The organism is Patiriisocius sp. (assembly GCF_051252435.1).
Lineage (GTDB): Bacteria > Bacteroidota > Bacteroidia > Flavobacteriales > Flavobacteriaceae > Patiriisocius.
Genome location: NZ_JBPOFW010000001.1, coordinates 353,688 through 368,205 on the forward strand (window position 1 = coordinate 353,688; position 14,518 = coordinate 368,205).

Sequence of the window (14,518 nt, forward strand, 5' to 3'; positions counted from 1 at the left end):
ACGCCCCGTTATAAAAGCGGGGTTTATTTTTGGATTTATTTTTTACTTCCCCAAAATAAAAAGTGTTATTATTAAAATGGGGTTTCAAGAAAATAGACCCCGCTGAAAAAACGGGGTTAGTTCAACAATCCATTTAAATCGCTCCCACAAAAAAGTGGGATTATTAAAATGGTGTTTCACTAATAAATTACTATTTTTGGAATGGTCTGGTTTTTGACTTAGACGTAATGTTAAACAAATTGGAATTTCCGCGAAAGTGTGAAATCGAATAAATTAAAACAGGTATCCCGTAATGTAGGGACATTAAAAATGGAAGACGAAATTGATTTTATTATAGACACGGCAAAAGAGGCAATGGCGAACGCGCTCACGCACCTTAAAAAGAAATTTGTAAACATACGTGCCGGAAAAGCTTCTCCAGCGATGGTTGGTGGAGTGATGGTAGACTATTACGGTAGTTCTACTCCTTTGAGCCAAGTTGCCAATGTAAGCACCCCAGATGGTATGACGATTACTATTGCTCCTTGGGAAAAAGGCCTGATTCCAGATATTGAAAAAGGGATTCATCTTGCAAATTTAGGTTTCAACCCAATGAACAATGGAGAAAGTGTGATTATTAACGTACCACCGTTAACAGAGGAACGTCGTCGTGATCTTGCAAAACAAGCAAAACATGAGGCAGAAGAGTCAAAAATTGGAGTTCGTAACGACCGTAAAAATGCTATGAACGAAATTAAAAATCTTGATATTAGTGAAGACCTTCAAAAAAATCTTGAAGAGGATGTTCAAGAAATGACCGATACTCACATTAAAATTATCGACGAATTATTGAGCGTGAAGGAAAAAGAAATTATGACTGTATAAACGTTCATAATTAAGTTAAACTATACACAATAAAGCGGCTCTAATGCCGCTTTATTTATATTTTTGAACCAACAACCTTACTCTTTTGCAACTCTATGCGCTACTATATTTTAATTATTTTATTGATAGCTCCATTATTCTGCTTTGCACAAGAGCCTGCAATCCAAACCAAACAAGACACAACCGCTAATAGATCAGAAAAAAAAGAAAGTCCCTTTGTAACAGGTTTCTATCCCATAAGTTTTTTTGATGTTGACCTTAAGTACATCATAAAGTATAACAATTATGAAGGTTTACGATTGGGAATTGGCGGTGTAACTAATGACAAACTAAGCGACCGTTACAAGATAGGCGGTTATTTTGCTTATGGTTTTAAAGACCGCGATATAAAATTTAGTTTAGGAAACAGTCTTCGTCTCAACAAAGAAAAAAAGACTTGGATTAACCTTTATTATATTGATGATATCGCCGAAATTGGTTCGTTCAGTTATTTGACGGATAGCCGAGTGTATTCTGTCTTTGAGCCTCGTTTGGTGAATGTTACTCAATTTTACAAACATCGTACTTGGCAGACCAATATTCAAACCGAATTTTCTCCAAAATTTTTAGCTGAAGGAAGATTATCCCGCAGCCGTATCGAGCAAATAGAAAATTATCATTACCTTCTTGACGGAAGTCCGATTTCAGATTATGAAACTGCCGAAGCTACCGTTTCAGTAAGAATTAGTCCTAAAACCAATTTCTTCACTGCGGAAGATGGCCGTATTGAATATTTTGATGGGTTTCCTAAAATTAGTGCCCAAATAACCCAAGGTTTCAGCGGCATTACCGAAAGTGATTTTGATTATACCAAGTTTGGTTTAAAACTCGATTATTACATAAAAAGAACCAACCTTACTTCCACAAATTTTTTACTTGAGGGATTATTGGCAACGGGCGATGTTCCCTTAACGCACCTTTTTCATGTGTATCCCAATAACCCAACGAAGGATGAAATTTTACAACGCTTCTCTGTCGCAGGTCGCCGTAGTTTTGAAACCATGTATTTTGGTGAGTTTTTCTCGGACAAACTTGCATCGCTTCAAATACGTCATAGCTTAAGAAGATTTGAAATTGCCGAATGGTTTAGGCCAGAACTAGTTATTGTTACCCGACACGCTATCGGAAATATGGACAATCGTGAAGATCATATAGGCATTCCATTCAACACACTTGAACAAGGTTTTAACGAATCTGGATTTGAAATCAATAAAATCGCGTTCGGATTTGGATTGAGTTTCGCATACCGTTACGGTTTTTACAATCTGCCAGATTTTGAAGATAATGTATCTGCAAAATTTACTTTTTACCTCAAACTTTAATAAATAGCACCAACCTCCCATTCCCACAATTCAAATCCTTACTTTTGTAAATTACAGTAAGAAATTTATTCATTGAACAAACTTTTTAGCATAGGATTTTGGAGTGCCACGGCTCGTTTCATCTTAAGAAACAGAACCTTTATCATCATCGGTATCGTGCTGCTCACCGTATTCTTTGCCATGCAATGGAAGCACATGCGCTTCACGTATAATGAGGCAAACTTACTTCCGGATGACCACGAGATTAACCAAGAATATAATGAATTCCTGTCAAAATTTGGCGAAGAAGGAAACCTCATTGTCTTTGGCGTAAAAGATAGTTTACTATTCACGCCTAAAAATTTTAAAGCTTGGAATTCCCTTTCAACAACATTAAAAAAAGACCCCAGTGTTGAACTAACACTTTCCCTAGGCGACCTTCAAAAATTAGAAAAAGACGACGAAAAGGAAGGGTTTGTATTGACACCGCTGGTAAAAGATACTGTTTTCACTTTTGAAATATTAGATCGATTACAGTATGAATTGTTTGAAAAACTACCCTTTTATAACGGATTAGTCTATAGCCCGGACAAAACAGGAGTACGAACAGCAGTATATCTCAAAAAAGACATTGTCAACACCCCAGCCAGAAAAGAGTTTATTGAAAATGTATTAATTCCAAAAATAAAAGAGTTTGAGACCCAAACTGGTATTGAAGTACATACCTCTGGAATGCCTTACATTCGTACGCTCAATTCTCAAAATATTATTGACGAAATAGGCTTATTTATTGGTGCGGCACTTTTGGTCACTTCATTGATTTTCTTCTTTTTCTTTAGATCTTTTAGAGCAACCTTTATTTCAATGATTACTGTAATTATTGGTGTCATGTGGTCTTTCGGGATTCTTGGTTTGCTGAAATATGAAATTACGGTTTTAACAGCTCTAATTCCGCCATTGATTATTGTTATAGGGATTCCCAATTGTATATTTCTTATTAATAAATACCAACAAGAAATTAAGCAACACGGTAATCAAGCTAAGTCTTTACAACGTGTTATTGCCAAAGTAGGGAACGCTACATTGATGACCAATGTGACGACGGCTTCAGGATTTGCAACATTTATTTTAACCAATAGCCAATTATTGAAAGAGTTTGGTGTGGTTGCTTCCATTTGTATTATCGCGATCTTTTTACTCTGCTTGTTTATTATCCCGATTATTTACAGCTATATGCGGGTGCCAAAATATAAGCATCTCAAACACTTGAATAAAGGTTGGATAAACAGTTTTGTGGACTGGATGGAAAATATGGTTCGCAAAAACCGTATTGCTATTTATATTGTTTCAATTTCACTATTGTGTTTAAGTATTATTGGAATTTTTAATATTAAAATTTCAGGAAGTATTATTGAAGACATGCCCAAGAATACAGACTTTTTCAGGGACATTCGTTTCTTCGAAAAGGAATATGAAGGCATCATGCCGTTAGAAATTTTAATCGATACAAAACGCAAACAAGGTGTAATGAAACTCGCTACGTTAAAGCGAATGGATGAGTTACAAGAATATATTGAAGAAATCCCTGAGTTTTCAAAACCTCTTTCTGTTGTTGACTTGGTAAAATTTTCAAAACAAGCTTATTATAATGGTAATCCTGAATATTATCAACTGCCCAATAGCCAAGAGCGAACGTTTATTTTAAGTTATGCAAAAAGTAACGCGAGCAATACCAATTTACTCACAAGCTATGTAGATAGTACCGGGCAATATGCTCGTATTACGGCGTTTATGAAAGACACAAAGACGGATCGCTTTGATAGAATTGAAGAAGATTTAAAGGCTGAAGCTGCTAAAATTTTCCCAGAAGACAGATACGATGTGACGTTTACGGGTAAGGCATTGGTCTTTCAAAAAGGAACAAAATATCTCGTCAATAATTTGATTTTATCACTATCCCTTGCCATTTTACTCATTGCGTTATTTATGGCGTGGATGTTTAGAAGCTTTAAAATGATACTCGTTTCATTACTTCCCAATTTACTCCCTTTACTTGTCACAGCAGGTATTATGGGCTTTGTTGGGGTTCCTATTAAACCTTCAACAATTTTAGTGTTTAGTATTGCTTTTGGGATTTCGGTGGATGATACCATTCACTTTCTTGCCAAGTATAGACAAGAATTGATTGCCAACGATTGGAAGATTAAAAAATCTGTGTATGCTGCGCTGCGGGAGACTGGGGTGAGTATGTTCTACACTTCAATTGTACTGTTCTTTGGATTTTCGGTATTTACGATTTCAAGTTTTGGAGGTACAGTTGCACTGGGCGCTCTTGTTTCGGTAACGCTTGTTTTTGCGATGTTGGCCAATTTGTTATTGCTTCCGTCACTATTACTTTCGCTGGAAAAAAGCATTGCCAATAAAGAAACATTTAAAAAACCGGCATTACGTATTCTTCCAGACAATATGGATGATGAGGATAACATTTCTGAAGAGAAAACTCCAAAACCTAATAAAAATTAGAAGCTTTCCATTTTTAAAATTTCTGAATTAAAAAGTATCTTTACCCCCTATAAAAATTGACCATGAAACATACTGATATTGTCCACGTTTTACAACAAGAACCGTCTTTGCACGAAATTACCGTGCGCGGTTGGGTGCGCTCTTTTAGGAGTAATCGCTTTATTGCTTTGAACGACGGCTCAACAATTAACAACATTCAATGTGTGGTTGATTTTGAGAATTTTGAAGAAGAAACGTTAAAAAATATCACTACTGGTGCTGCAATTGAAGTGAGCGGTTTATTAGTTGAAAGTCAAGGGCAAGGGCAAAAAGTAGAGATTCAAGTTTCAAAAGTTGAAGTTCTTGGAACTGCAGATCCAGAAGAAGTGAAGTTGACGATACTTTCGCCAAAACGACACAGCCTTGAAAAATTGCGCGAACAAGCGCATTTAAGAGTGCGTACAAACACTTTTGGCGCTGTAATGCGTGTTCGTTCTAAGTTGTCATTTGCGGTGCATGAGTACTTTCAGAAAAACGGTTTTTACTATATGCACACGCCTATTATCACGGGAAGCGATGCCGAAGGTGCGGGTGAAATGTTTAAAGTAAGTGCGCTGGACCCTAAAAATCCGCCTCTCGATGACCACGGAAATGTTAATTACAAAGAAGACTTTTTCGAAAAAGAAACCAATCTAACCGTAAGCGGACAGCTAGAAGCTGAAACATACGCGATGGGATTGGGAAAAGTATATACGTTTGGCCCTACGTTTAGAGCTGAAAATAGCAACACCTCAAGGCACTTGGCTGAATTCTGGATGATTGAACCAGAGGTTGCTTTCAACAATTTGGCAGACAACATGGATCTCGCTGAAGATTTTATCAAGTATGTTATTAAATATGCATTGGACAATTGCCAAGACGATTTAGAGTTTTTAGAAAATAGATTGCTTGAAGAAGATAAAGTAAAGCCAGCTGCAGAGCGCCAAGAAATGAAGTTGCGCGAAAAGTTGCACTTTGTCATAGACAATAACTTTAAGCGCGTAAGCTATACAGAGGCGATTGATATTTTGAAGAATTCAAAGCCCAATAAGAAGAAAAAATTCAATTATATCATCGAAGAATGGGGTGCTGATTTACAAAGCGAGCACGAGCGTTTCTTGGTTGAAAAGCATTTTAAATGTCCTGTAATCTTGTTTGATTATCCTGCAACCATCAAAGCATTTTATATGCGTTTGAACGAGGATGAAAAAACAGTACGTGCAATGGATGTTTTATTCCCTGGCATTGGCGAAATCGTAGGTGGTTCGCAACGTGAGGAGCGTTACGATGTGTTGAAAAAGAAGATGGAAGCGATGGATATTAGTGCAGAAGAATTGTACTGGTATTTGGATTTGAGAAAATTTGGAACGTGCACTCATAGTGGTTTCGGACTTGGGTTTGAAAGACTTGTATTGTTCGTTACCGGAATGGGGAACATTAGAGATGTCATTCCTTATCCAAGGACTCCGGGGAATGCGGAGTTTTAAGAATATCACAACGTTTTATTAAATCCAGCTACAAATCAAATTTGTAGCTGGATTTTTTTTAACTTTATATTTCCGAAGTACTTTTGGGAAACCTAATTATAATCAATGCTTAAACAATATTTAAATTTTAAATTATCTCAAAAATTATCTCCACAACAAATACAGTTGATGAAGTTAATTCAATTGCCCACGCAGGCTTTTGAGCAACGTATTTCGCAGGAAATGAATGAAAACCCTGCTTTAGAAGGCGGAAAAGAGGAAGCTGAAAAATTTGATGAAGACATCAACGATGACTACCAAGATGATTATGATGAAGGCACAGAAGTAATTGAAGCCGAAATTAATGTGGATGACTATTTGAGTGATGATGAAACTCCTAGCTATAAATTGTCTGCCAAGAATTATAGTGCCGATGACGAAGAAACAAACATGCCGTATGCTTCGGGGACTTCTTTCAATCAGCATTTATTACAACAGCTCAACACCTATCGTTTTACCGAAGATGAAAAGGAAATTGCTAAATTTTTAGTGGGTAGCGTTGACGAGAGCGGTTATATTCGTAGAGAATTAGCAGATATTGTCGACGACCTTGCATTCACTCAAAATGTCTATACAGACGAATCAAAGGTTGAAAAAGTTTTAAAAGTTGTGCAAGAATTAGACCCTGCGGGAGTGGGTGCGAGAGACTTGCAAGAATGTTTAGAATTGCAATTAGTAAGAAAAGAGCAAACACCTTCTGTAGCATTGGCAACTTCCATTATTGAAAATGCTTTTGACCATTTTTCAAAAAAACATTATAAGAAACTGATTGCTAAATTTGACATCACCGAAGATCAACTTAGAGATGCCATTAATGAAATAGAACATCTAAACCCAAAACCGGGAGGTGCCGTTTCCAGCGGTACACGAATGACGGAACATGTGGTTCCAGATTTTGCTATTAAAATTGTTGATGGTAAATTAGAGTTGACATTAAACGGCCGAAATGCTCCAGAACTTCATGTTTCTAGGGAATATACAAACATGCTCAAAGGGTACAAAGAATCTAAGGACAAATCGAAATCCCAAAAAGATGCGGTGATGTTTATTAAGCAGAAATTGGACGCGGCAAAATGGTTTATTGATGCTATTAAACAGCGTCAACAAACGCTTTTTGTCACAATGAACGCTATTATGCATCGTCAAGAGGAATATTTTTTAACAGGTGATGAGCGTAATTTAAGACCTATGATTTTAAAAGATATTGCAGATAAGATTGACATGGATATTTCAACTGTTTCGAGAGTTGCAAACAGTAAATATGTCGATACACCTTATGGAACCAGATTGATTAAGGATTTCTTTAGTGAATCTATGAAAAACGACCAAGGCGAAGACGTTTCGACAAAAGAAATAAAGAAAATTCTTGAAATCACTATTGGTGAAGAAAATAAGAGAAAACCTTTGACCGATGATAAACTTGCCAAAATTTTAAAAGAAAAAGGATATCCCATTGCGAGAAGAACGGTTGCCAAATACAGAGAGCAATTAGACTTACCAGTTGCTAGGCTAAGAAAAGAAATTTAATGAACTTTTTACTGCGCATTGCCGCATATATATTTCACCCACTCTTTATGCCATTACTGGGTGTGACAACCTATTTTTTAGTGACGCCACGCTTTATGGAGCCACAATTTATGATGGCAAAAATATATGCAGTTATCATCATCACTATTTTTATTCCACTTGTTTCATATTTCCTATTAAGAAGTTTAGGCCTTGTAAACACTATTCATTTAGAAGATATCGCAGAACGTAAATACCCTTTGATGGCACAATGTCTATTGGTTTTACTATTAATGAAAATGGTTTTTAAACCATACGATGACCCCGAATTGTATTACTTCTTTGTTGGTATTCTATTCACCACAATGACAGCGCTTTTTCTGGTATTCTTTTCGTTCAAGATTAGTTTACATCAAATGGCAATCGCGGGTGTAACGATGTTTATTATTGGCTTAAGTATCCATTTTCAAATCAATTTGATATATACAATGGCTTTCTTTTTTGTCGTTAATGGATTGGTAGCCACATCAAGACTTCACACAGAGTCTCACACATATCCTGAACTCATAGGAGGCTTTTTTATAGGCGTAATTCCTCAGCTTATCCTTTTTGGTTATTGGTTATAAAATATAGAAGATAAGCCCTAATTTTAAAGGTCTCATGTCCACTGGCTCACCGCTAGTAGTTACAGCATCTGTAAATAAAGGTGTAATTGCATAATGCGCATAGAAGTTCACTGTATTATAACCAAACGAAAGGGAAGCTCCCAAACGCATATTATTAAATTCTGAAATATCTGTTTGATTAACATTATTACCAGATTGTTTAAAAGAGGCTTTATACCAATACGTATATCCCAATCGAACACCAGCATAAACTCTCCAAAATTTATAGCTCTCAGCTGTTGAAGAGCGCCACCTCAATTCAAGCGGAATCTCTAATGTTGACATACTAAATCTATTGCGGTCATATGTAACATCGTCTTCGTCTAAAATGGTGAATATTGAAGTATCTTGTGGTGTTTCTCCAATGAATAATGTTTGCCCATATTCATCAAAAGAAACGCCTGCCCCTAAAGCAACAGCTATATTTCTTCGATTATTAATTGGCATATCTCTTAAATAGCCAAAATGAATCCCACCAGTCAAACCTCTTGTTTGTGCGTCGCCAGGCTTGTTGAGTAATAAATTGTAATTAACTCCAATATAAAACTGATCTTCCCTGTATTTTGAATCAACCGCAACATTTTCCACAACATCCTCTTGACTATAGATATGCATAGTAACACTAGAAACAAATGAAAAGGTGATATAAAGAAGCCATTTTTTCATAGGATAAATATAGTTGTAATTACGAACTTCATAAAATTAAAAAAGCCTCTTCTAAACGAAGAGGCTTCCCATTAATTATCTAAGAATATTAATTGCCAGTCAACTCATTTCCTGGTGTCGTGATATAAATCACTTTTACCATATTTAAATCTCTCAACTTTTCTTTAATATCGGTTACTAAACCTGTATTAGTATCTTCATCAACTTTTAAAGCAACAACAACACTATTTTGAAGTTCTGGCAGTAACTTAGCGCGCTCTTCAGTAAGTGCAAATTGTAATCCATTAACATCAGTATACTTATCACCTATTTGGATTTTACCTTCAGTACCGTATTTATCTTGATAGCGCGCACTAGGCTTGCCAGCGTAAATATATACAGAACGGTCTTTTTGAAGTTTTTCAACCTGATCTGCTTTTGGTAATTGTTGCTGTACCATCAAATTATCCTTTCTTAATACAGTTACAACCATAAAGAAGAACAATAACATAAATACAATATCAGGTAATGAAGCAGTATTTACTGCAGGTAACTCACCACCTTTTTTCTTATTAAATTTTGACATTTTTTGTTCTTTTTAAATTTACTGTTGCTTGGTATCTGCTTCAGATAATTTCATTGGAAATAGCTCCTGAATTTCCTTTAAACGATCTTTTGCCTTTTCTATATTTCCTTTGTAGCTACCTTCATCAATCGCTTTGTTTACTTCAGTAAATTTCCAACCGTACAAACGTTGCGACTCTCTATCTCTTAAAAAATTATAAGCACCTACAAGTTCGTTTTGAACTTGAATGTACATAGAATATGTACTTTCGCGGTCATTCTTTACTGTAATAACTGCCTTCTCAGGATTATCTGATGACGCAGGGTTTTTTCTGCCCTTGCAGTAGGTACACGTACCATCCCCACCATTATCTAAGAATTCAATAGCAGCTTGACGTAAGTCTTCTACTTGCATCAATTCATTTTCAACAAGCATATCGTTGCTTCTATTAATTGCTACGATAAAGATATTCTTCTCCTTAATAGGTGGAGGAGTTTCCTCTTTTTCCTGCTTAGGTGGTAACTGACGTGCTATCCCTTTATCTTTCTCAATAGTAGTTGTTACCAAGAAAAAGATAAGCAACAGGAAAGCGATGTCTGCCATAGACCCTGCATTTACTTCTGGTGTTGCTCTTCTTCCCATGATTATCTTGTTGTTAATTTCTTCACTCCACTAAATACCATTGCAATTACAGCTAAAATTGCCATAATATAAAAAGCATAAAGTCCAGTTCCAATCCATTTTGATGTTTGCGCTGTAATAATTTCTCCTTCTCTATTAGTAGATTCTACTCCCGTTGAAAGCGCATACGCGATAACAAAAATGAGTAAAAATGCACCGATTGAAATTAAAGTCTTCTTTATGTTTCCTTCAAAGAGACCTTTGAGAACAAATATTAATACAGCCACTAATACTATAGCAAACGTAATATAAGCTACATATAGTATGCCATCAAGTCCTTCTCCACCACTCTCGATGATAGCTTCATCTCCTTTTGCCACAATCATTCCCCAAAGAACAATACCTGCGACACTAAGTATGAGTGCTACGATTTTTAAAATTTTATGTAAAGCCATTTATTTGGTTTTTAAAGTATTACTTTCTGTTTTTATAGTCAATCAACATGTCAATCAATGTGATAGACGCGTCTTCCATACTATTTACAATACTATCAATCTTAGCGATGATATAATTGTAAAAAATTTGTAGGATAATTGCTACTACAAGTCCAAATACTGTTGTCAAAAGTGCCACTTTAATACCACCAGCAACTAATGAAGGGTTCATATCTCCAGCTGCTTCAATTTTATCAAAGGCCGTAATCATACCAATTACCGTACCCATAAAACCAAGCATTGGAGCCAGTGCGATAAATAAAGATACCCAAGAAACGTTTTTTTCCAATTGTCCCATTTGAACACCACCGTAAGCTACAACTGCTTTTTCTGCAGCCTCGATACTCTCATCTGCACGGTCAAGACCTTGATAGTATATCGATGCTACAGGTCCTTTTGTGTTACGGCAAACTTCTTTAGCTGCTTCAACACCACCACTGTTAAGAGCGTCTTCAACATTTTGAGCTAACTTTTGAGTGTTTGTGGTTGACATATTCAAGAAAATAATTCTCTCGATTGCCATCGCCAATCCTAAGATCAAACAAACAAGTACAATCCCCATAAACAAAGGTCCCCCTTGAATAAAACGCTCTTTTAATTGTTGATGCCATCCTAGTTCTTCAGCCCCGTCGACTGCTTCTACTTCTTGAACAAATGTTACAGTAGCTGCTTCTACTAATGTGTTTGAGGTTGTTGGCGCATTAAGAGCTGTTGCGTTTGCTGATAAAGTTCCCGCAAAAACAAGTGCGGCAATTGCCATAATAGAAAATAATTTTTTCATTGCTATCGACTTAAAGTTTGATTTTAAAATTGGTTTAATTTAAGATTTTAAAGATATAAAAATATTTATGGAAACAACAAAAATATATTAAGACCTGTAACAAATAATTTATTTTACCGACGCAACAGTAACGGTACACGCTAATTGTTAACCTATTATATATACATATTAACTTACCGTTAATTTAGAAATAATCTGTAATAAATTGAATTTTTATCAGCCCATAATCACCATAAAGACAAAAAAACACTAAAATTTCCTTATTCTATCTTTAAACCAAACAAAGTTGCGCCTATTTTCAACCTTAGTATTAAAACAAAAAATGATAAGGTTTATTGTTGGGATTGAGATTGTCCCTAAAAGAAAAACCGATTACAAGAAAAATGCAATCGGTTTAAGTATTTAGCAGAAAGGAAGGGATTCGAACCCTCGATACGTTGCCGTATACACGCTTTCCAAGCGTGCGCCTTAAGCCACTCGGCCACCTTTCTAATTCTTTTTTGCAAATATCGTAAAAAGCATCACCACTTAAAATTTCCGAAGCTATTCTTTTAACTCATTTCTCCACGCAACGATGTTTCAAAAGCATGCTTAAATTCTGAAACCGGAATATCTTGCTTTAATAGGTACATCAATTTTGTGATGGCCGCTTCAGTGGTAATATCTTTTCCGCTAATTATGCCCATTTTTTTCATCGCCGTACTTGTTTCATAATGCCCCATCGCAACACTACCACCTGCACATTGTGTGATATTTATAACAGGAATGTTGCGCTTTAACAAGCCTTTTAACGCATCTAAAAACCAAGGCTCAGTAGTGAGGTTTCCACTGCCGTAGGTTTCTAAAACCAGCCCTTTCATACCTTGGTAAGAAAAAATGTGAGTAATAGTCTCCTTTGTAATTCCTGGAAACATTTTGACGAGGACAATATTAGACTCTAACTCTTTATGCACCTTTAAAACAGTGTCTTTACCTACTTTTAAAAGGGCTCGTTTGTCAATATCAAGGTGCACCCCGCTTTCAGCAAGGGCAGGATAATTTAATGAGGCAAAGGCTTCAAAATGTTCTGCATTAATTTTTGTGGTTCGGTTTGCGCGGTACAATTTATATTCAAAATACAGCCCTACTTCCTTAATAACGGGGCCATCTTTTCCCCTTTGTGAAGCTAGCTGAATGGTAGTAATCAAATTTTCTTTTGCGTCTGTCCTCAAATCGCCAATGGGCAGTTGAGACCCCGTAAACAAAACTGGCTTGGCAAGATTTTCTAACATAAAGCTCAATGCCGAAGCAGTATAAGACATGGTATCACTACCGTGCAAAACCACAAAACCATCAAAGTCGTTATATCCATCTTCAATAATGGTAACGAGTTGTTTCCAATATTCGGGATTCATGTTTGAGCTATCTATGGGCGAATCAAAACTATGCGTATCAATTTCACAATCCAGCAACTTAAGCTCGGGAATGTGCTTCAACAGGTCATCAAAGTTGAAATTACTCAACGCACCTGTCTCAAAATTCTTGATCATCCCAATAGTTCCACCAGTATATATAAGGAGTATGTTTGGTTTTTTATGCATCGGTACTAATATTATTTTTTTTAGATTTCTTCGGAAATAGTAAAGCTTTAAAAACCCTTTAAATTTTGGAATCTTTTATTGTTTTCTTTCTTCGGAATATTTCTTTTCCTTACTAAAATTTTAAACATCAGTCAAATTTCCGAAGACATCAAACGCATTTTTAGTGGTTTGTTTGGCGACCTCTTCTTCCGAAATATCATACACCTCAGCCACCTTTTTACATATTAATGAAATATAGCTGCTCTCGTTGCGCTTACCACGAAAAGGTACCGGCGCAAGGTAAGGCGAATCTGTTTCAAGCACAATGTGCTGCAACGGAATCTGATTTAAAAATTGGTCAATCTTTCCATTTTTAAACGTCACAACCCCACCTATTCCTAATTTCATATTCAAAGAAATCGCTAGTTTCGCTTGCCCAATGTTGCCCGTAAAACAATGAAAAATTCCAAATAGGTCATCGCTTTTTTCGGTTTCCAATACTTCAAAAACCTCATCAAACGCATCTCTGCAATGAATGACAATAGGCAGTTTGTACTTTTTTGCAAGCGCAATTTGGTTTCTAAAAGCATCTTGTTGAATTCCCAATGTGCTTTTATCCCAATATAGATCTATGCCAATTTCGCCCACAGCGATAAAATTATTTTCTTCAAATTGCTTAGCTACGTGAGCGAGTTCTTCTTTATAATTTTCTTTTACGCTGGTGGGATGCAGACCCATCATCAAATGTATATTGTTAGGGTACGCTGCTTTTAAATCATACATAGATTGCGTGTGCTCGGCATCTATGGCAGGAAGATAAAAATGCTGAACGCCCTCGTCAAACGCACGTTGCATCATAGCATCGCGGTCTTCAACGAAAGCATCGCTGTATAAGTGGGTATGGGTATCAATTAACATGCTACAAATCTAGGCATTTTGTTTACTATCTTTACAAAAAAAGAAGTTGCAACTACGTGAAATTTTAGAGACAAAGGGATTTGTAAGAGTTCCTTTAAAAGCAATGGCTTCTGGTCACTATTCCTGTGTTATTAAATTAAATGGCATTAAAGGAACTTTTATTGTCGACACAGGAGCTTCCACCAGTTGTATTGGTTTTGATTTTATTGATTATTTTAAACTGAAAAGTATTGAAAGTGATGTTATTGCTGCAGGAGCCGGAGCGACCGACATGAAAACACAACTTTCTGAAAATAACAAACTTACCTTAGGGAAACACATCACTCAAAAAATGAATTTTGTTCTTTTTGACCTCTCACACGTAAACAAAGCCCTATCACAAATTGACCCCAATGTAGTTCATGGAATCATAGGAGCAGACTATCTAAAAAACAACAGAGCGGTAATAGACTACGGCCGTAATTGTTTGTATCTCAAATAATTTAAGGATTTT

At 36.1% G+C, this 14,518-nt stretch carries 14 protein-coding genes and 1 tRNA gene; 7 read left to right on the plus strand and 8 right to left on the minus strand.

Annotation, left to right across the window (positions count from 1 at the left end; genetic code table 11):
* Positions 1–309: 309 nt before the first annotated feature.
* The 6 genes from frr (at position 310) to ACSHW7_RS01565 (ending at position 8,403) form a co-directional block, all read left to right on the plus strand.
* Positions 310–864 (plus strand): ribosome recycling factor, encoded by a 555-nt coding sequence (frr, locus tag ACSHW7_RS01540; protein ID WP_435678249.1) that lies wholly within the window; start codon positions 310–312, stop codon positions 862–864.
* 95 nt (positions 865–959) lie between these two features.
* Positions 960–2,225 (plus strand): DUF5686 family protein, encoded by a 1,266-nt coding sequence (locus tag ACSHW7_RS01545; protein ID WP_435677556.1) that lies wholly within the window; start codon positions 960–962, stop codon positions 2,223–2,225.
* Positions 2,226–2,297: 72 nt separating this feature from the next.
* Positions 2,298–4,727 carry an efflux RND transporter permease subunit gene (locus ACSHW7_RS01550; protein WP_435677557.1) on the plus strand — a complete coding sequence of 810 codons (2,430 nt, stop codon included), beginning with the start codon at positions 2,298–2,300 and terminating at the stop codon, positions 4,725–4,727.
* A 62-nt stretch (positions 4,728–4,789) separates the two neighbouring features.
* On the plus strand, positions 4,790–6,232 hold the full coding sequence (gene asnS / locus ACSHW7_RS01555) for an asparagine--tRNA ligase (RefSeq protein WP_435677558.1): 1,443 nt from the start codon (positions 4,790–4,792) through the stop codon (positions 6,230–6,232).
* A gap of 105 nt (positions 6,233–6,337) precedes the next feature.
* The gene (gene rpoN, locus ACSHW7_RS01560) at positions 6,338–7,798 is read left to right on the plus strand and encodes an RNA polymerase factor sigma-54 (RefSeq protein WP_435677559.1); all 1,461 of its coding nucleotides are present in this window, start codon (positions 6,338–6,340) and stop codon (positions 7,796–7,798) included.
* Entirely contained in the window at positions 7,798–8,403 is a 606-nt protein-coding gene (locus ACSHW7_RS01565; RefSeq protein ID WP_435677560.1) for a manganese efflux pump, read from the plus strand. The genes rpoN and ACSHW7_RS01565 overlap by 1 nt, the downstream gene beginning before the upstream one ends.
* Here ACSHW7_RS01565 and ACSHW7_RS01570 read toward each other — a convergent pair.
* From ACSHW7_RS01570 to ACSHW7_RS01605, 8 genes are all read right to left on the minus strand, one after another.
* Positions 8,398–9,108, minus strand: coding sequence for a porin family protein (locus ACSHW7_RS01570; RefSeq protein ID WP_435677561.1), 711 nt, complete (start codon positions 9,106–9,108; stop codon positions 8,398–8,400). The two genes, ACSHW7_RS01565 and ACSHW7_RS01570, sit on opposite strands and share 6 nt — an antisense overlap.
* An 88-nt stretch (positions 9,109–9,196) precedes the next feature.
* The gene (locus ACSHW7_RS01575) at positions 9,197–9,673 is read right to left on the minus strand and encodes an ExbD/TolR family protein (RefSeq protein WP_435677562.1); all 477 of its coding nucleotides are present in this window, start codon (positions 9,671–9,673) and stop codon (positions 9,197–9,199) included.
* A gap of 18 nt (positions 9,674–9,691) precedes the next feature.
* The gene (locus ACSHW7_RS01580) at positions 9,692–10,294 is read right to left on the minus strand and encodes an ExbD/TolR family protein (RefSeq protein ID WP_435677563.1); all 603 of its coding nucleotides are present in this window, start codon (positions 10,292–10,294) and stop codon (positions 9,692–9,694) included.
* 2 nt (positions 10,295–10,296) lie between these two features.
* Complete coding sequence (locus tag ACSHW7_RS01585; protein ID WP_435677564.1) at positions 10,297–10,728, minus strand: hypothetical protein; 432 nt, start codon at positions 10,726–10,728, stop codon at positions 10,297–10,299.
* Between the two features lie 19 nt (positions 10,729–10,747).
* Positions 10,748–11,548, minus strand: a complete 801-nt coding sequence (locus ACSHW7_RS01590; protein ID WP_435677565.1) for a MotA/TolQ/ExbB proton channel family protein — start codon at positions 11,546–11,548, stop codon at positions 10,748–10,750.
* Between the two features lie 406 nt (positions 11,549–11,954).
* A tRNA-Ser gene (locus ACSHW7_RS01595) sits at positions 11,955–12,039 on the minus strand.
* A gap of 60 nt (positions 12,040–12,099) precedes the next feature.
* Positions 12,100–13,128 (minus strand): asparaginase, encoded by a 1,029-nt coding sequence (locus ACSHW7_RS01600; protein WP_435677566.1) that lies wholly within the window; start codon positions 13,126–13,128, stop codon positions 12,100–12,102.
* A 120-nt stretch (positions 13,129–13,248) separates the two neighbouring features.
* Positions 13,249–14,025: a TatD family hydrolase gene (locus ACSHW7_RS01605; RefSeq protein ID WP_435677567.1), complete on the minus strand. Its 777-nt coding sequence runs from the start codon at positions 14,023–14,025 to the stop codon at positions 13,249–13,251.
* Positions 14,026–14,071: 46 nt separating this feature from the next.
* Between ACSHW7_RS01605 and ACSHW7_RS01610 the strand changes: the two genes are divergently transcribed.
* Complete coding sequence (locus ACSHW7_RS01610) at positions 14,072–14,506, plus strand: retropepsin-like aspartic protease (protein WP_435677568.1); 435 nt, start codon at positions 14,072–14,074, stop codon at positions 14,504–14,506.
* Positions 14,507–14,518 lie beyond the last annotated feature (12 nt).